Origin of the sequence: Marinigracilibium pacificum, assembly GCF_012926615.1 — a bacterium.
GTDB classification, from domain to species: Bacteria; Bacteroidota; Bacteroidia; order Cytophagales; family Cyclobacteriaceae; genus Mangrovivirga; species Mangrovivirga pacifica.
Map to the genome: position 1 here is coordinate 94587 of NZ_JABBNU010000013.1, position 19393 is coordinate 113979.

The window sequence follows — 19393 nt, forward strand, 5'->3', positions numbered from 1 at the left end:
GTTATCAACTAATGAGAGCATTTTTTATTTTATTTTTTATAATATCCTTTGGGAATTATTTAGTTGCACAAGACTTAGGACAGATCGGTAAAACTGAACCTGTCAAAGTTTCTGGTGGTCTAAACTTCTCAAATATTTACTATAATAGTCTGGGAGGCCCCCAACGAAGAGATCCAAATACTATGTATTTATCAGGGAATCTTGGTTTGAGTATTTACGGCTGGAATATTCCGTTCACTTTCAACTACACTAATCGTCAGGTGAACTTCAGGCAACCGTTTAATCAATTTTCCTTAAATCCATATTATAAATGGGTAAGGCTATACCTGGGAAATCAAAGTATGAGCTTTAGTCCATATTCATTAAATGGACATCTCTTTTTAGGAGCTGGTGCGGAGTTTTCCCCTGGCAAATTCTCTGCTTCTGTAATGTATGGTCGATTTCAAAAAGCGATTGAACCAGATTCAACTAGTTATGGAAATGGTGACTTTGAACGATACGGTGGAGGTGTGAAATTAGGTTACTCTACTGAAAAAGGTGATTATAATTTCAGTGTCTTTCATGGTTATGATGTAGAAAATAGTTTGGATAAATCATTCTGGAATCCGGAACTTTTACCGCAAAAAAACTGGGTTTTCCAGGGAGGTACCACACAAAGATTATTACCTGATGTGTCTCTTCATGTAGAATATGCAAGAAGTATTTTTACAACTTCAGGTAATGTTAAAGATACTACGGAGAATTCTTCTAATGTATCGATAAACCGCAAAGAAGAATTTAGTGCCTATAAGGCCTCTGTTGCTTATAATCAGCAGAAATACTCCTTACAATTGAATTATGAGCGAATAGATCCTGGCTACCGTTCTTATGGGGCATATTTTTTCAATAATGATCTTGAAAATATCACCATTAGCGGAGGTGTTAATTTATTTAATGGCAAAGCTAATATTACAGGTAATGTGGGTAAACAAAGGAATAATCTTGAAAATGATCGGGTTAATCAGACTGAAAGATGGGTTAGCGCTATAAATATTCAATTTAACCCAACTCAAAACTGGAATGGTAATGTCAGCTATTCAAATTTTAGCACTTTCACTAATATAAGACCGGAAATAGATCCTTTTATTGAAAATGAGTTAGATACATTAAACTTTTATCAGGTTAATAACAGTTCACAAGGATCATTAAACTATAATTTTGGTCAGGATGATTTAACACATATGGTAATGTTTACCGGAAGTGTTCAAAAAATCAAAGATCTTCAAAATGATGAAGATACTGGTAATGGAAGTGATTTTTACACAGCCAATGCAAATTACCGGGTTAACTTCAGACCACTAAAGCTTACAGGTGGTTTGGGATATAATTACAATAGAAATGAAATGAATTTGATTAATACAGAAACCCAAGGGCCTGTATTGTCAGTTTCAAATAGTATGCTTAAAGGTGCCCTGAGAAATACCTTGTCAATTACATCTCAAAGACAATATCAGAACAGTCAGATTAGCTCTGAAATTTTTAGTGCCAGGTTTAATGTTCGCATAACTCCGGAAAAACTTTTTATGCTAAAGGCTAAAGAAGAAGATTCGGAAAGTAGTGAACAAAAGCAGATAAAGCCTAATAAGAAAAAGGTAGTATATTCAGAAACAACCGGCGCAGCTCTTCCTGCTGAATTAGTGAAAAAGGAGGAAAAAGTAAAACCAAAGGATATTGAGCCGAAAGAAAGAAAATTAAACCTGAGGCAAAGTTTGTCACTTTCGGGTGGTTATGTTTCAAGAAAGCAGGTTTTTGGAGAAAATTCAAAATACAGAGAATTAACAATTAGAATTACTTACAATATATCATTCTAATGAAAAGATTTTATATCATAACAATATATATATTAGTTCATCTTACTGTAAATGGTCAAAATCCATTTAAGGTAGTGTTGGATGCTGCTGCCAGAGGTGAACAAATGCCATACTTAAAGAAGGATGATTATGCCCAATTGAATAATGCTCAATTGAATGAAATAATAAACTATCCTGTTGATACGGTTCAGTCTTTATTAGAAACTAAGGTTTCTTTACTGGGTAAAATTTGTGCTAATTCTACGAATGAAGCAATTGTATACAGGTCAGCCCAGAATTTAATTTTAATTGTAGAAGATACATCTTCTTTAATTTCGGACGGTGCTTTATATCGCTCACTGAGTTTGGTGCCTGCATCAGTTATTGATCAAAATTTCAGACAAATTTTTAATAACAGGTTTTCAACAGACTTAGTATGGCAAAAGGATAACAGACTTATCAAGCTTGCAGGTTATTACGGTAATGATCAAACAAAAGGTGCTCTGATTAATATTTATAGCGAAGAGGGTAATGCTCAAAAGATTAAATGGTCGGCATTATTGGCAGCAAGCAGGCTAAATGTTACTGAAGCAACTGATAAAATAATTCAAATTGCGAATATCAATTCCCTAAACTCGAATGTTTATCATGAATTAGTACCTGACTTATTGTATACCAGGAATACTAAGGTATATCAATGGCTTTTTAATCAACTTAAGGTCGCCGAAAAACGCTGTTCATATTATCGCGAATCCGGAAAGGTTCCAATTCAGTGTGGTTATCCGCTAATGGAAGATATGGCAGCCTACATAAAAGATTACCCGATAGAACATGATGGTAATTTGATTTTGGTAAACGATTATGAATCAGCATTGAATGAATTGATTATTTGGGCTGATTCAGTAAAAGATAGTTTCAGTATAGATCGTTCAATTTTTTAATTATGAAGAAGATTTTTATACTATCGATATTGTTGCTTTCAGGAATAGCATCAAATGCTCAAAAATTAAAAGTTGACGGGGAGTATTTCAGAGTAAGGAAGTATCCGTTAAAAGACGACCTGCGAAATGCTAAAACTTATGCTATTAAATATTCCTTTCCTGAGGAGAATTTGCATATGAATAGCAACCTGAAAAATCTAATTGGTTTGGAAGGACTTCAATTTGTGGAGGATGCTTCAAAGGCTGATGTCATTTCAGAAGTCAAGATAGCTTCTCCAAGGTTACTTTCTACCGAACTAGAACAAACAGCCCTAGTTACTGGAAGCGGGGATAATAAGAAGACAGTAAAAAAATATTCGTATAAGGTTAAAATAACTACACCAGTTAAATATCGACTCCTTGATAATGAGGGTACTGTTATATATGAAAAAATTGTAATCGATGGTTTTGATGAATATAATTTTACATTTCCTGATGATGGAACAAATGGGTATTCGTCTTCATCCGCATTGGCCTCAAGCTTTAGCAATATAAAAAATGATTGGCTTAGTAGAAAGGGAGGATATTTAGTTAATCAGCAATTAGAAAAGTTTGGTAAAGAGCTGATTAGCCAATTTTGTATTGCCTTTGAATATCAGCGTAATGCATTTTTTTATATAAAGGATAAAAAAAGTAGTGGGTCTGAAAATGTGGTTTTATTTAATCAAGCCTATGAAGCTGTTAAGTTTTATGCAAGAGAACTTAAAGATGACGCCAATAACTATAATGTAAGTAATGATAGTTTAGCAAAAGCATATAAGATATATAGTGAGCTCGAAACTAAACCACTAAAGAATAATGGTAAAATAGAAGCAAATGAGTTTTTAGCCTCGGTTAAAGCTATGAAAGGTATTTGTTTTATCCTTAAAGAAGAGTATGATGAAGCTTTAGATATTTTGACTTCAGATCCATTAATCAGCAAATTGATGGGGACTGATTTTGAATCGACAATTAGTCTGGTTAAAGATCTCAAAAACAGGAAAAAACAATATTTGGAGGTAGAATATTATAAGCAATAATTACCATGATTTGATTCAGGGCGATTAAAATTTTTTAAATGAAGCATATTATAAAATTTTTTATACTGTTTATTTTTTCTTCGATTGCTTTATCAGGCCAGGAGAATGAAAATGAAACTCCAACAGGGGCATTAGCTTCTGAAGATTCATTGATAGCATATATCCATGGCTTGCACGAAAAAGTATTAGGAGAAGGGCTAACGACGGATAATTTTTCAGAAAGTGATTTGGGTAGATTACCAATCGGAATTTACCATGAAGTGGGTAATCAAGAGTATATCGTATTAATTGATAGTGCAGTATTTACTCCTACAGGGGCATATTTTAGCGCTTTCGTTTCATTAGATGTCCCGAATTCTACTCAGAAATTAGCTTTCAGAGCGAGTAGAATTGAATTTACCCCTGGAGGTTTAACTACCTCTGATATGGCTAAGCTGTATTTGGTTAGTGACCATAGTGTGAAAATAGGAAATCATGCCACTTTAGAGCTAAATGGTTCAAATCAAAAAACATACGTAAGCTGGGATTGCAATGGCTTTCAAGGTGTAAATCTTTTTGGGAAGGTGCGGTTTAGCAGAGACCTGATGTTACCTGAAGATCAAAATGGTAATATTATCAATGATAAATATGTCGAAACCTCTTTTGAGATATTTATGTCTGATTGGAATGACTTTTTGATAGATGTTAACTTGCCTCCGTTTCAACCAAAAGAAATGCCTGGGTTTAGTTTTGCAGTAACCAATGCTGTGTTTGACATGAGTGAGGAAAAAAACTCGTCAGACATGATTATGCCACAGGAGTACATGGATATTTATGGAGCCATGCCTCAATTATGGAAAGGGTTTTTCCTGAAATCCCTCACAGTCAGGCTTCCGGGAGAATTAACGAAAGGAATGGATAGGAAAAGACTAGATGCCACATCAATGATAATTGACAGGCATGGTCTTACAGGAAATTTCGGTGCAGCAAATATTATTCAAAAGGAAGATAAAGGAAATATAGCCGGATGGGCATTTACTATTGATTCTGTAGGTGTATCCTTTATGATGGGAGCAGTTAAAGGTGCTGCAATGAAAGGAGATATTAAGCTTCCGATAATGGATGAAGAAGCCAAGTCTATGGAATACACCGCTTTGCTTGCTCGTGGTGCTGACGATAAACTTGATTATCTATTCCAAATAAAAACCATGGAAGAAATCCAGGTTGGTGCATTATCTGGAAGAATGAAATTAGCACCTAATTCATCAATTACACTTGAAAAAGTTAATGGCGAATTTAAAGCTCAGGCAATGCTTCATGGAGCTTATAATTTAAGCATGGATGAGGCCGAAGTCAAAGAGCTTGAATTTCAGAATCTCCACTTAGTATCTGAAAAACCATATTTGTTAGGAGGTACATTTAACCTTGGAGGTGAAAGTGGGGATGAAAGTAACAGTATTGGAACTTTCCCGATTACACTTCACAGCGTTTCATTTGTCAACAACCAGCAATCTGTAAAGCTTAATATTGATGCTTCAGTTAACCTGATGAATAAGTCAGATAAAGGATTTGCTGCAAGAGCGAATATTGGGGTTGAAACTGATATTGAAGGAGGAGAGGTTAATAGTGAAGGAGAAAAAGAAGTTCAGAAATGGAAACTTAAGAGGGCTCAGGTTAATAATATTTATATAAATGTAGCGACAGGAGCATTTACTGCAAAAGGTGAGTTAAGCATTTATAGAAAGGACAAAGTATATGGTGATGGTATCAGAGGTTTTGTTGATTTAACAGTTGAACCATCGTTAGCAGCTAAAGCAACTGCTCAATTTGGAAGAGTAGAAGGACTGAGGTACTGGTATATTGATTGTAATGTGAGATTGCCTAAACCAGTTGGTGGTCCGATAGGGTTCTTTGGCTTTGGTGGTGGACTATATTATCATATGGAAAACCAAGCCGTTGCCAATTTGGGTAAATATGGAAGTTTCGATATGCCAGACTCCGTACAAGTTGGACAATCACTTTCCGGAGCCAAATATATTCCTAATAAGGAGATTGGTATCGGAGCGAAGTTTATGACTACGCTTGGTCTGACCGCTAATTCCAAGGCATTTAATGCAGATGCAACTTTTGAAATGGCCTTCAATGAATCAGGAGGATTACGCTATGTACTTCTTGAAGGTGATGGCTATCTGTTAACTGATATTAATGATAGAAGTGGAGGTTCTCCATTATATGCTTCATTGATGATGGTTTATGATAATCCTACAAAAACATTCCATTCTAATGTTAGCCTATTTGTCAATGTAGAAGAAAAAATTATTGGTGTCAATGAAAATTATCTTGCAGGTTCATTAATTATCCATAGTGATCCGCAAGACTGGTATATTCATGCCGGTACACCAGAGCAGCCAATTGGTCTAAACTTTATGGGGCTGGCCAAGGCAACATCATACTTTATGGCAGGAACTGTGATTTCTGATTTTCCTGAGTTGCCTTCAAACGTAACTAAGATTATTGGAGATATAGATATGAGTCTTGGGAGAGACTTAAATCAGTTGGCTTCAGGCGGTGGTTTGGCCTTTGGTGCGGCAATTGATGTAAATACTGGCCGACAGGAATTTGCGATTTTCTATGGAAGCTTTGCTTTAGGCCTGGGGTTTGATGTGATGATCAAAGACTATGGCCCTGCTGCAAGATGCTCGGGCAGTACTGAACCAATCGGTATAAATGGTTGGTATGCTACAGGACAAGCCTGGGCTTATGTATCGGGAAGTATTGGTGTATTTGTGGATAAAAGATGGTTTAAAGGTGAGTTTGAAATCCTTAGAATTGGTGCTGCTGTGGTGCTTCAGGCCAGATTGCCAAACCCGGTTTGGATGCAAGGTGTAGTAGGAGGTGAGTTTAGTATTCTCGGTGGCCTGGTGAAAGGAAATTGTCGCTTTAAAGTTGAAGTGGGAGAACGATGTGAAATTGTAGGCGGTGCTCTTAACGGTGTTAAAGTAATCAGTGATATGAAACCAGATGGTGAAGATGTGAGCGTATTTTCTTCTCCTCAGGTTGCATTTAATACTCAAATCAATACAAAATTTGAGATGCTAACCGATACAGAGCTCAATGCATACAAAATCAGACTTGATAAAATTGAATTGATTGCTCCTGACGGATCAGTTGTCTCTGGTGATATCAAGTGGAATGAAAGAAAGGATGTTGCAACCTTCTTACAAGAAAGCGTGCTTGAAGGAAAAGCAAAATACAAGATGAAAGTTAAGGTTGTTTGGCAACATCGTAAAAATGGAAGTTGGACTGACTTGAAGTTTGGTGATCAATTAGCTTTTGAGGAAGAAGAAATAAGTTTTGTGACCGGAGAAGCACCGGATTATATTCCTGAAAGCAATGTGAAATACGCATATCCTGTAAATAACATGTATAACTTCTATCAGGATGAATATGGACAGGCGTATATCCAATTGAATATGGCTCAAGATGCGGTGTTTGCTGAAGAGATTGACGGAGTTAAATGGAATTATAGCGCAGTGTTTGCTTCAGCAGATGGATTTGATCGTAAGGAAGTAGGCATTACTTATAGCCCTGAAAATAGAGGCATTATTAGACTGTCTATTCCTGATAACCTATTAAATGCAACAGCCTATAAAATGGTGATAGTCAGAAAACCTGCTCAAAATTATCTTTCTGAAGGAAATGTAATAAGAGACGATAAACAAGTATATTCTGATGGTGAAATTGGAGGCGAAGTTTCTACTTCTAATAATAAACTGGCAGGTGTAATAATTGGTCCGGGTGAAAAGGAAATTTACTCATTAAGATTCCGTACCAGCCGTTTCAATACTTTTGTTGATAAAATGAACAACCTTTCTAGCGAGGAATCAATTGGAAGAATACTTCAAGACTACAATGTTATCAGATTAGGATATCGTACTACCTCTGATGAGGTATTTGGAAGATTTGAAAAGGGTGGTTCAGATGGCATAAGATACACTCGATTGATAGAAATCGAAGGATTAGCTGATAACCCATGGATGAATAATTTTGTCTTGCCAAAGATTTATGATCCTTACCCTAAATATGGAAGTAGTTTAACAGCTAATATTAACACATTTAGAAGTCCTGCTGAAGAACTGGGTATTCCACCTGTAAAAAGTGTCTTTGTATATCAAGATCAATATCCGGTACTAACTGAGTCATCATTTGAATCGACATCAGGTAGCATTGGAGGTATTACAGGATATATTTATGATCTGCCATTCTATGTAAATCAGGATTATAATAAGATTTACAATTACTTAATGGCAAATTATAAACCTTCAACTAGCTATCCTTCATTATTAAAAGTGACCTATGAAAATATTTATACTGGTTCCGAGTATGGTTTCAAAATGAAATATGTATTGCCGGGAACAGGAAAGGTTACGTCAACAAAAACATTTAAAATCAAGTGGTAGAGATGGTAAAAGGAGTGGACAACATACTACAGAATATGAAAAGACTGGTAAGCCTGACCTTTATTTGGATTATGTTTATTGGTAACCCATTTGGTTTGGTTGCACAAAATAGCAACTATAGTATCGCATTGATTGCCAGAAATGAATCAAATCAGGTCAGACTAAGATGGGCTCCGGCAAACCACATCATGTTTGAACTGGGGAAAAGGCATGGTTATATTCTCGAGCGCTTCGAATTGGATAATCAAGGCAATATTAAAGCTGACCAGGCAATTAAATTATTAAGTAACGAGCCTATTCAGCCATGGCCGGAACAAAAATGGACTGAGTTTGCAAACAATGACGCCAATGCGGCAATTGCTTTTCAAACTTTGTATGGTGAGTCATTTAACCTGAGTACTCCAAGTTCTGACATGATGCAAATGCTCGATATGGCAACTGACCAGGAAAACAGACATGCATTTGGACTTTATGTTGCAGATCAAGATTATGAAGTAGCCCAGGCAATGGGGCTTGCATTTGTAGATAAGTCAGTTGATAAAGGTAAGATATATGTTTACAGAATTAAGCTCGCTGACCCGGGGCAATCTGGTATTACTCCCGAACCTGCAGCGACCAGAGTAGATAGAAATGAATTTGTAACCTTACCGGCACCACTTGATTTTAACGTGGAGTTTGCAGACAAAACAGCATTCTTAAGTTGGAATGCCGAAATAAGTGGCACATTTTTTACAAGCTACGAAATTCAGAAATCATATAATGGAACTGATTTTTTCAGAGTTGATTCAACAAACTATGTTAGCGTGGTTAATGAAAATCAGGATTCCAGAATGGCTCTTTACATTGATAGCTTAAGAGAAAATAGAAAAATGGTTTATTATCGGATGAGAGGTAAGACTCCATTTGGTGAAAATGGTAAATGGACAGAAGTTAAAGAAGGGTTTGGATTTCCGGTTATATCAGGAAATGTAGCTTCTATAAAAAGCGTTCAGGTAATTAATAATTCAAAAGCAAGGATAGAGTGGACAATTCCGGAAACTTTGATTGATAAAGCTAAACACCTGAATATTTATAGAAGTCAAAATGATGAGGGTGATTATAAAGTAAAATTAAACTCTAAGCCAATACCTGCAAAAGATGGCGTATATGTTGATGAATCGCCACAGCGAATTAACTATTACTTTATAGAAGCAGTAACTTCAGAAGGAGAGACTTCAATTTCATTACCCGCAGTTGGAGTGCTGGAAGATAATATTCCTCCTGTAAAGCCGATAGGCGTTAAAGCAGAAATTGATTCTTCGGGAGTAGTAACAATAGCCTGGAAACCAAATCCGGAGGTTGATGTAATCGCTTATAAAGTATATCAGGCAAATTATGTTTCTGACGAACCTAGCCTTGTAACTCCACAGATGCATTATGATACGGTCTTTGTAGATACCGTTACTATGAATACCCTTCATGAAGATATTTATTACTGGATTGTTGCTGTTGATCATGTTTACAATAATTCAGATTATAGTGAGCCAATAAAACTTCAACGTCCGGACGTAATAGCACCATCAGCACCGGTGATATCCAATTATTCTGCAGATAGCAAGGGCGTTCACCTGACGTTTGTTCCAAGCTCAGCTAAAGATGTAGTAATGCACAGGATTTCAAGACAGGTAAATGGGAATGAAATTTTTGCCGATACTATCGAAGTAGAAAATGGCAGTGGCAGTTATTCATACCTTGATAATAAAGTAAAAGCAAATACCAGATATCAGTATGTGATTGCTGCAATTGATGATGCTGGCCTGAAAGGAGAAACAAAACCGATTTCGATCAGGACTGCTTCAAATATTGTGTCTGAAGATGATGAATTTGACTGGAAAAGAGGTGCTGCTGATCGTGACCAATTGAAAATAATATTAAACTGGAAATACGAAGGTAAACCTGTAGATCACTTTATTCTTTATCGTGGATCAGACAGATTTGCCATGACGACTTATCAGAAACTTGACGGAACATTAAGAAAGTGGGAAGACAGTGATCTGATAATCAACACAAATTATACATACCGTATTCAGCCGGTGCTTAAAGATGGAAGCATGCTTCCGATTAGTAAGGAATTGAAAGTAAAATATTGATTTTTTTATTATGAACAGGTTCTATCAACTGTTGATATTTTTTATAGGTGTTATTTTTTCCTGGCAGGTAAATGCCCAGACCTGGCCCGTAAATGCTTCATTGCAGATTACACCTCCATATAGTTTGTACTTGTCAGATTACACATTACCTGATCAAGATCATTTGAGGCTTAATCTGACATTGCGCGATTTAAATGAACCTGTGTATAATGCACGGCTTGTAGTAAAAATTGAGGGTACAAATATCTCAATTACTTCCAGGCCAAATGCAGTTAATCTTCCGGTAGAGCTAAATCCGGGCATGATGACAACTGTTTCCGGATTTGAAATAGCCGATTACCTTAATCCACAAAACCTGATTTATAGTGGTCCGGGAGCGCAAAAATTCTATCAAAGTGGTGAATTACCAGAAGGCATGTATCGATTTACAATTACAGCCTATGATTATGAGCGTCACGACCAAAAAGTTTCTAATACTGCCCAGGCAGTAGTATGGCTGGTAAGAAATGACCCGCCAATGATCACACAACCGGTTTGTGGTACAGCAATTAATCCGGTACAGCAGCCGCAGTTTTTATTTCAGTGGCAAAACATCAATGCATCACCAAATTCAGCATTGAGTACTGAATATGAACTGACAGTGACCGAAGTTTGGCCGGAAGGAAGAAATCCAAATGATGCAATTAATACTTCTGAGCCTTTATTTCAGACAATAACCGATCAAACCAGCTTTTTGTATGGGTATAATGAACCTCAGTTACTACCGGGTAAGACCTATGCATGGAGAGTCCGGGCCATGGATGTCGAAGGAAGAGATCTCTATGAAAATGAGGGGTATAGTGCCGTATGTTATTTTACAGTAGTAGAAGAAGCACTGAGCTATCCGGTAACAAATGTTGGGCATGAAGTGCTTGGTCAGCGACAAGCAAGGATTTATTGGGATCTGGAAGAAGAACCATCAAATTATGTAGTAGAATTCAGGGAAGATAAAGGCGGTGCCTCCTGGTTTGATCAGGAAACTACCGATCCTGAATTAATGCTTAATCAACTTAATCCATCCACGCCTTATGTTTACCGCATTGGTAAAAAATCAGAAGGTTATACTTCAGCATGGACAGAAGAATTTCAGTTTGAAACTCCTGCTCGATTAATTGCCGCCTGTGGAGAGGATGTGACGACAACTGTTCCTCAAAATACCAATCCGCTTATCACAGCTATGACCGGAAATGTCTTTCAGGTTGGCGACTTTGAAATGGAAGTGCTACAGATTCAGGGTAGCAATGGTATATTTTCAGGATATGGAGCGATGAAAACCCCTTGGTTAGGGTTTACGGTACATGTAAAGTTTGATAACATAGTAGTTAATGAGGCTTACCAGGTAATAGAAGGAGAAGTTCATGCACTGACCCAAAGCGTAGAGAAATTCAAAGAACAATGGCAACAAAGTGATGAAGTAAGAGATGCACTCCAGCATCCGTTTGAGGGTATTGGACAAACAATTGGAGAAACAGTCATTGTTGAAGGTACAATAGAATCAGTTACTATTGATAGAGAAAATAACCAGGTAGTTATCGAAGTTGAAGGAAATGATGAACCTCAGCGAGTAGATATACCTTCTCAGGACGAAGGACCAACAGTTATTCAAGATGAAAACGGAGACAGGTATGTGGTGACACCTGATGGTCGTGTACTCGAGGGTGATCAGGCCGAGGCATTTATCGAAAATACCCAACGTCAAATTCCTGATAGCATCATATTGTTTATAGATGGACAATTTGGTTTTGATGAGTACAAGCCATATAAAGCCTATATCCAGGGTGATTATGAAACACTTCCTCTTAGTGAAGAGGGTTATAAAGTACCATGGGTAAGTATGCAGGCGACGAGTATAGGATATGTAACCATTACACTGAAAGATGGTGAGAACATAGATGATTATAAATTTAAAACCACGACAGGTATCGATCTTCCAAGGCCGGTAGCAGATCAGTCTATTGCAAACCAATACAATATATCAGTAGTTGGTGGCCAGCATGAAGAAGAATTTGGAGTGGAGGCATATCGTAAGCCAGCAACTGAAGATGGTAATGAGATACTAGTTGGGAAGACCAATGTAATATCATTTAAGAATGATGTAAAGAAAGAAGTAATTATTGTTAATGTAGCAAATAAGGATTTTGCCAATTCAAATTTTCAGCTGCAAGAATATCTGAATGAGGTTTTTAATGAAACCCTGGTAACATTTGAAGTCAAAGCTATAGAGTGGAATCCTTCGGAAGATATCGACTGGGAAGCACTTCAAAATGATGAAAGTGGTGCATTTAGTACCTATAATACAGAGCAAAAAAAGCTGATTAGTACATTTAAAGATTCAAACATATATACCAATGCTGGCGATGATGCAGCCTTTTTGTTTGTGGCACCTGGCACTGGTAACTCTACTGTAGCTGGTAGAATGCCATTTAAGCGGAACTTCGGGTTTATCTATGCCAACCAGATAAATAATACAGATAAATACCATACCACGGTGGCTCACGAATTGGGTCATGGACTATTCAGGTTGAGGCACCCGGATGATGAGTTTAGCACCAGTGACCCTAATAACCTGATGGCAGCGAGTGGAGCAATGGGAGACGACCTGTATTACTTCCAGTGGAAGAGAGTCCACGATCCGGAGTCGATGATTGCGTGGATGCAAGATGACGAACTATCGGAGTTAACAATAGCTGGTCAATGTATATCAGGTGATTTAGTTACTACATTAGCCAGAGTCAATCAATTCTATAATATTGGTGGAAAACCAATAAAATTACCATCAGGAGCTACTCCGAAAGCCTTCTTCACTAATGAACATCAAGGAAAGCTAGCTTCCTTTGTCTATAATGGAACTACTTATATCCCATACCTTAGTAAAAAGGATGATACATTTCTTGGGTATGCACCTGTTGGTATAAAAAGTAAGGTTAAAAATTTATCTGATTTTGAAGACTTTAAAATAGATCTTGAAGAGGGAGATAGGGCAATAGCTCAACATGTATTATTAGGTGACTTTGGTGAAAATGGTAGTTGTACTTATCGAATAAAAATTGGTGAAGAAATATCAGAAGAGAAAGTTTCAAATAATTGCCGTTGTCTGGATTTTGATCAATTCCTGATTTTTAAATCAATTGAAACAGGGAATTCACATGCTTTTAACTTTGGTTCAGATCTAGTTGATGACATAGAGTTTTTAAGTAAGCTCTACAAGGGAGATGATCCAATCACCCTGGAAGATAATACTCAAAGACATACTATTAAGGCAAAATTATTCATAACTGATGAAACAACTGAAGATTGGATATTATCTGAGTTAGAAACTTATGATCCCGGAGCTGGAGTTAAAAAGATTTGGATTCATAAAACAGAAGGCTCATACGAATTAAAGAACGAAATTGACGGGTTCGATGATTTAGATGAATACCTGGCCTTACATGGTAAGGGTGTTACTATGGCTAAAATCATGGCACAGGTAAATCATTCTGCCGATCAATTTGGTACCTTACTTTATGAAGGGTCAGATTTTATTTCTCAGCAGATTCAAAAAGCGAAAATTCCAGAGTATGTCTATAACCCTAAGCATGAAAATTATGATCCAAGATACGCAACTTTTTATAGGTATTTAACAATTACATTAGAACCAGCAAGACAAGTTTTTTCTTTGATGCTTCAGACTTCATTGAATAATGCAGGGTATCAATTTCAGGCTTGGGATTCTCCTGAGGAAAAACCAACTAGTGATCTTTCAAATTTCCTCAATGAGGATGGATCAATAAATCTATATGAATATGAATTTGCAGTATTATGTGGTGCATATAATGGCTTGATTGATATAGTTGATGGAATCCCACAAATGGTTTCTATGGTTAGTATGATAATGACTGTTGATGGTAGAAATCAAGTAATGCAAATGTATCTGAACTTGAAAAATTATGAAAATGAGGATACAGGTGAAAAAGGCTTTTATGCTGCATTTAAAAATTTAGCTGGAAAACAATTAGATCAGATGCAGGAGCAACCTGTTAAGGCAGCTCACGATATTTCTGCCATATCTGTTCAGGTACTTATTGGTTTTGTTTCTGGAGGCACGACATTAGCTGCTACATTTGGGCCCAAGGTTGCTACAATTTTTAGGGTTTTATCCTATATAGATGATTTAGCAGATATAACAAGAGCATTTAAACTTGTTGGAAAATCTGCTAATGGAGTTTTTAAATTAATGCGTGGTAGTGACGTTTTTATAAAGGCTCAAAATGGTTTAGTTTATGTTAGAATAATTACTGAAAGTGGAGGGTCTGCGTTAAAAACATTCTCAGATAAAATTTTATCTGGACTAGAAAGTAGTAAAAAGCTGATTGCCATAGGTGATAATTATCAATTGAAAATTGATGGAGTTCAGTATAATTTAACAAAATTTGGAGACGATCTTGCCGAGGCCTCTGAAGAAATTTTAGCAAGTGGGTTTAATATATCAGAAGCCTTATTACGAAGACTTAGGAATACCTACGGACTGGAGCTTTTTGAGATTTCAGCTTTATCAGATCAGTTGGGTAGGTTAGGCAAAACACTTAGTGATTTTGATAACCTGGTAAAGAATAGTTCAATCGTTCATAAGCAGGATTTAGTTAAAAAATTAGCTGCAGACCTTTCTTCAAGAAATACTCCAGCAGAATTCTTTGAGAAATTAGCTGAAAATTCTAAATTGGTTGATGCGTGGGGTCTAATCAAGAATGCTGGGTTAGATGACTTAGCAAGGAATACAAATGTTTTAGAGGAAGTAACCAAGCTAAGTGGTAAGACTTTAAATGGTAATCCGCTTGATGTTGCAAAACTTTTTGACAATGGCTTAGGCAGAACTTTGAGTAAAGTTTCAGATGCAGATAAGACCAAAATACTTTCAAGGATCAATGAATGGGATGCTGGCAAAGTTGATGATCTAGCTAGGAGGTTAGGTAAAGGCAATTATCCCGCTTTGGCTGATGACTTGGCTGACCCTGATTTCTTTAAGTTGTATGATGATATTATCCATGATCCTGAAAATGCTTTAGACATAGCAAAAAGGGCAGGTAATGGAAATTTAACCACCACTGCTAAAAGTACATTTTTCAATGACATAACGAAGCTTGGGAAGGATTTTGAAGGTGTAGTTGCTCCAGCTCTTAGACAGGGAGGAGCATGGAGGAATAAGCTAAAAGATGTTGTTAGTAAGAAGTTCGGAATTGATGATTTAGACTCCTACGAAATGTATGAGCAGGTTCAATTTACCTACAATAAATCTACCGGAGACTATTTTGTGGCAGATCAGGCTTTTGTGAAATATGGCTTTGATGCTGATGGTGATAAATTCATAGAGAATGTTATAGTAATAGAAAATAAACTCTCAGATGCAACAAAGCTGACTGCTAACCAATCGGCAGCGAAAAGTATATCAGGATATACTGTTAGAAGTAGACAAATTAGTGGGTTAGATCAAGGGCTTGAAGCAAACTCGAATAATTGGTTGAGAGCTTATGGAGATGGTTCTGGAAAAAACATTATAGATATTACCGATGAGTTTAAATAGAGAGATTAATGATATTATTGAGGCTGTTTTTGGAAGTAATTTCAACGTAAAGCTTTACAGTGATGCTTGCTATATTGAATTTTTACATAACGAAAATCCAGCAACTATAGCGGTTGGATTAATAACATATCCTGGTTCAATAAAGGTGCGTGAGACTTGCACTATTTTCAAAAAATTTAATGAAGTAGAGTCGATTCTGCAGCCGATATTAGATAAGTATAATATCAACCTTGGGTTTTGGAAGTCTACGATATTTAAGGACTATAAGGTTGGTCAGCATGAATTTGAAAGAGACAATTTTGAAGCTGTCAGAAATGTGTTTGAAAAGATAAAATCAGAGAGTTTGACTCATAAAGCTAATTTTTTGGATCAATACAAAGAACTATACCAAGTTTACGAGTCATCTGAAAAAATGGAAGTTAAAGAGATGGTGGGATTTATTAGTCAGCCACTTCCATTACGTAGAATGGTTATTAAAAAGCTCTGTGGAGATATTGGTTTTGAAAGCTTTTGCAATCATTATATTGAATCATCTGAGAAGAAGGCAAAAGCAAAGCCCTCACAATTTAAAGGCTATGATAAAGCAGCAAAGGAAGTTTACGATATTTTGCGCCTCACATAATCGACTGAATTTTTCTTTTAGCGATAAAAGCATCGATTACGGAGAAGATATGTTCCCCCCCCACTAGCGCAAGTATGTACTTGTGCAATTATCGTTCGAAAACTGGTTCAAGAATCCTCTTGGACCAATCGTTATTAGTTCTTTTAAGTATTTTCCAACCTAACCGTTTATTTCTTTGATTTATTTTTAGTTGCAATTAATTTCCGGCATGAGCAGGAAATATAAATTTGGCGATAGCAGCAAGTTATATTTTATAAGTTTTGCTGTGGTTTATTGGATTGATGTATTCATAAGAAACGAGTATAAAGAAATATTGATAAATAGCTGGAAGTATTGTCAAGAAAATAAGGATCTTGAAATATTTGGTTGGTGTATCATGACAAGTCATGTGCATATGATTATTGGTTCCAAAGAAAAGCCGTTAGAAAGAATTGTTGCTGACATGAAACGACATACTTCAGGTCAATTAAAAAAAGCAATAATTGATCATCCGGGAGAAAGCAGGAGAGAGTGGATGCTTTGGATGTTTGAAAGAGCAGGATTAAAGAATAGCAACAATAAAAAGTGGCAGTTTTGGCAGCAGCATAACAAACCAATAGAGTTACTTAACGAGCAGATGTTTTATCAAAAACTTGACTATATTCACAGAAATCCTGTAGAAGCCGGTTTTGTTGAAAAGGAAGAAGAATATACATATAGCAGCGCAGGATGTTGGCATGGTAAAGAAGAATTGATTAAGCTGAACTACATACGGTAAGTTCGCTTAACGACGACGGCACAAGGAAAGCTATACTTATAACAACTTTATTTCTAGTTCTTTGGAAACAGATATTGCAGATGATTTTATGAGTAGAAAAGGAGGAAGTGTAGTGCTAGTAATAGAGCCAAAATCTGGTAAATCTATCGGTGAAATTTCTGCAGCTTTCGAAAGTGAGATTTTATTCAAATCGAAAACCAAGTTCGAGGTTGTTTCAAAATCATATCGTCCAAGGTTTACACCTAATGATCCATTAGTTAGAGAAATACACATCAAAGAAGTAGATTAATGAAAGAAAGGCTAGATCAATACGAATTACTATCACTGAAATATAGTCAGTTGCTTTCTAATGATGAGATTCCAGAATTGGAGAAAAGAAACATTAGACAAGAGTTAGCTATGATTGATAGGTTTAAAGATGATCTAAAATGGAAAGAGCTAACAGGAGATGAAAAGCAGCAGAAAAGAATCCTGTCATTGCAAAAAATGAAGAGATGGGATAGTGAAAGTGGTGGGAAACAAAAAAGTTTGGTATACTGTGAGAATGTGATTGATCTTTATGATCAAGTCATTAGAGCCATTGCAGAGTTAGAAAATGGAGATAAACTAAAAAATCCTAGTTTACTTAGAATCTACTCGATACTCGTAATTGAGAGAGATTTAATTAACGAAAAAAGTGGATTTGATCAGATGGTGCATATGGATTATTATGTCTTTAAAAATGTCATGGGTACTTCGCAGGAAGCAAATTTTAAAGAACTGAAAGATAGTTTTAATAAAATGTATTTCTCGTGGGAAAATAGACCATATAAGGAAGTTTCACTTTAAATCAAATCAACTGCTTAGTCAGGTTAGCTTTAAGCAAGAAGGCACTTAGCACATCTTTGACAGTTTTTTTCTGGTCATCAGAAAGCTGCTAAGTTTTATTGAAAAGAGATAGAAGCTCGTTATCTGTAATCAGGAGGCGGGCTTTTTCATTTTGTTGACCATAAACGAGCCCCCACTAGCGCAAGTATGTACTTGTGCAATTATCGTTCGAAAACTGGTTCAAGAATCCTCTTGGACCGATCATTATTAGTTCCTTTAAGTATTTTTCAACCTTAATGTATATTTCTTTGATTTATTTTTAGTTGCATTTAATTTCCGGCATGAGCAGGAAATACATAATAATTCTATAGGTTTGCTTAACGACGACGGCATAAGAAAATTCTTGCGCCAGGGGGAGAGAATATTATTTATGATTTGTCAATAAATATTTTATTGGGAATTGATGTAGGGACATTTTCAACCTTATTGGATTTAGAGTTAGAGAATTATTTTAAACAAAAAAATAAACAATGAAAGTTAAAATTTTTCTACTTTTAGCCCTCCTTATTGTAGTGTTAATTGTTGATTATTTTGCATTTTTTAGTGAATTTTATTTTGGTTGTTCAAAATTGGGCGTTATTTTTTTTGTAAAGAATATAGTTCCCTTGATCTTATTAAACATTTTAATTGCTACTACTATAAAGAAACTATTCAATTTAACTATAGGTGTTTTTATAGTGGTTATTCACATATATTGTTTTGTTGTTGTCGATGGGAAATTTGATCATTATAGATTTAACAAAATATTGATGAAAAATGGAGGGATAATATATGCATCTAAGGTAATTAAAAAGGAAGAAACAGGTAAATATTCGGACTTTGAATATGAAATACAATATCATTCTAATAATAGTGTAGTTAATGATTTGTCAATATGTGGTAAAAGGGATGCTAAGGAAATAAAAGTTGGTGAATATTTGATTGTAGTATACCCCAATGGTTGTGGCTATTTTAGATGGCTACACACAAATCCAACTAAAGAGCAAATTGAAAGATATTGGGGCGGAAAAGAATATAAAGAAAGTGAGTTTTATAGGCCATAAAATACCACCTGCTGTCTGGAGTTTAGCGATAGCGTAACTTCATGCTTTTAATGAAAAGTAAGTATTGTATCCCGGTCAAGTAAAGTAGTTATATTTCTTCTTGTTAATC

General features: G+C 35.9%; 11 protein-coding genes. All 11 read left to right on the top strand.

What is annotated here, in order from left to right; genetic code table 11:
* The first annotated feature begins 11 nt into the window (after window positions 1-11).
* The 11 genes from HH304_RS18885 to HH304_RS18935 all read left to right on the top strand — a co-directional run bounded on the left by HH304_RS18885 (window position 12) and on the right by HH304_RS18935 (window position 19284).
* Window positions 12-1850 carry a hypothetical protein gene (locus HH304_RS18885; RefSeq protein ID WP_169684849.1) on the top strand — a complete coding sequence of 613 codons (1839 nt, stop codon included), beginning with the start codon at window positions 12-14 and terminating at the stop codon, window positions 1848-1850.
* The gene (locus HH304_RS18890; RefSeq protein ID WP_169684850.1) at window positions 1850-2770 is read left to right on the top strand and encodes a hypothetical protein; all 921 of its coding nucleotides are present in this window, start codon (window positions 1850-1852) and stop codon (window positions 2768-2770) included. Before HH304_RS18885 ends, HH304_RS18890 begins: the two co-directional genes overlap by 1 nt.
* A gap of 2 nt (window positions 2771-2772) precedes the next feature.
* Window positions 2773-3828, top strand: coding sequence for a hypothetical protein (locus HH304_RS18895; RefSeq protein WP_169684851.1), 1056 nt, complete (start codon window positions 2773-2775; stop codon window positions 3826-3828).
* A 38-nt stretch (window positions 3829-3866) separates the two neighbouring features.
* On the top strand, window positions 3867-8267 hold the full coding sequence (locus HH304_RS18900) for a hypothetical protein (RefSeq protein ID WP_169684852.1): 4401 nt from the start codon (window positions 3867-3869) through the stop codon (window positions 8265-8267).
* A gap of 2 nt (window positions 8268-8269) precedes the next feature.
* On the top strand, window positions 8270-10396 hold the full coding sequence (locus HH304_RS18905) for a fibronectin type III domain-containing protein (protein ID WP_169684853.1): 2127 nt from the start codon (window positions 8270-8272) through the stop codon (window positions 10394-10396).
* A 10-nt stretch (window positions 10397-10406) separates the two neighbouring features.
* Complete coding sequence (locus tag HH304_RS18910) at window positions 10407-15995, top strand: hypothetical protein (protein WP_169684854.1); 5589 nt, start codon at window positions 10407-10409, stop codon at window positions 15993-15995.
* Entirely contained in the window at window positions 15982-16617 is a 636-nt protein-coding gene (locus HH304_RS18915; RefSeq protein ID WP_169684855.1) for a hypothetical protein, read from the top strand. Before HH304_RS18910 ends, HH304_RS18915 begins: the two co-directional genes overlap by 14 nt.
* 208 nt (window positions 16618-16825) lie before the next feature.
* The gene (locus HH304_RS18920; protein ID WP_169684856.1) at window positions 16826-17374 is read left to right on the top strand and encodes an REP-associated tyrosine transposase; all 549 of its coding nucleotides are present in this window, start codon (window positions 16826-16828) and stop codon (window positions 17372-17374) included.
* A gap of 61 nt (window positions 17375-17435) precedes the next feature.
* Window positions 17436-17663, top strand: coding sequence for a hypothetical protein (locus tag HH304_RS18925; RefSeq protein ID WP_169684857.1), 228 nt, complete (start codon window positions 17436-17438; stop codon window positions 17661-17663).
* On the top strand, window positions 17663-18202 hold the full coding sequence (locus HH304_RS18930; protein ID WP_169684858.1) for a hypothetical protein: 540 nt from the start codon (window positions 17663-17665) through the stop codon (window positions 18200-18202). Before HH304_RS18925 ends, HH304_RS18930 begins: the two co-directional genes overlap by 1 nt.
* A 509-nt stretch (window positions 18203-18711) precedes the next feature.
* Window positions 18712-19284: a hypothetical protein gene (locus HH304_RS18935; protein ID WP_169684859.1), complete on the top strand. Its 573-nt coding sequence runs from the start codon at window positions 18712-18714 to the stop codon at window positions 19282-19284.
* The last annotated feature ends 109 nt before the right edge of the window (window positions 19285-19393 follow it).

Excerpts from the sequence above, each read along its gene's own strand:
- HH304_RS18885 (WP_169684849.1), top strand. The coding sequence starts at position 12 with ATGAGAGCATTTTTTATTTTATTTTTTATAATATCCTTTGGGAATTAT.
- HH304_RS18890 (WP_169684850.1), top strand. The coding sequence starts at position 1,850 with ATGAAAAGATTTTATATCATAACAATATATATATTAGTTCATCTTACT.
- HH304_RS18895 (WP_169684851.1), top strand. The coding sequence starts at position 2,773 with ATGAAGAAGATTTTTATACTATCGATATTGTTGCTTTCAGGAATAGCA.
- HH304_RS18900 (WP_169684852.1), top strand. The coding sequence starts at position 3,867 with ATGAAGCATATTATAAAATTTTTTATACTGTTTATTTTTTCTTCGATT.
- HH304_RS18905 (WP_169684853.1), top strand. The coding sequence starts at position 8,270 with ATGGTAAAAGGAGTGGACAACATACTACAGAATATGAAAAGACTGGTA.
- HH304_RS18910 (WP_169684854.1), top strand. The coding sequence starts at position 10,407 with ATGAACAGGTTCTATCAACTGTTGATATTTTTTATAGGTGTTATTTTT.
- HH304_RS18915 (WP_169684855.1), top strand. The coding sequence starts at position 15,982 with ATGAGTTTAAATAGAGAGATTAATGATATTATTGAGGCTGTTTTTGGA.
- HH304_RS18920 (WP_169684856.1), top strand. The coding sequence starts at position 16,826 with ATGAGCAGGAAATATAAATTTGGCGATAGCAGCAAGTTATATTTTATA.
- HH304_RS18930 (WP_169684858.1), top strand. The coding sequence starts at position 17,663 with ATGAAAGAAAGGCTAGATCAATACGAATTACTATCACTGAAATATAGT.
- HH304_RS18935 (WP_169684859.1), top strand. The coding sequence starts at position 18,712 with ATGAAAGTTAAAATTTTTCTACTTTTAGCCCTCCTTATTGTAGTGTTA.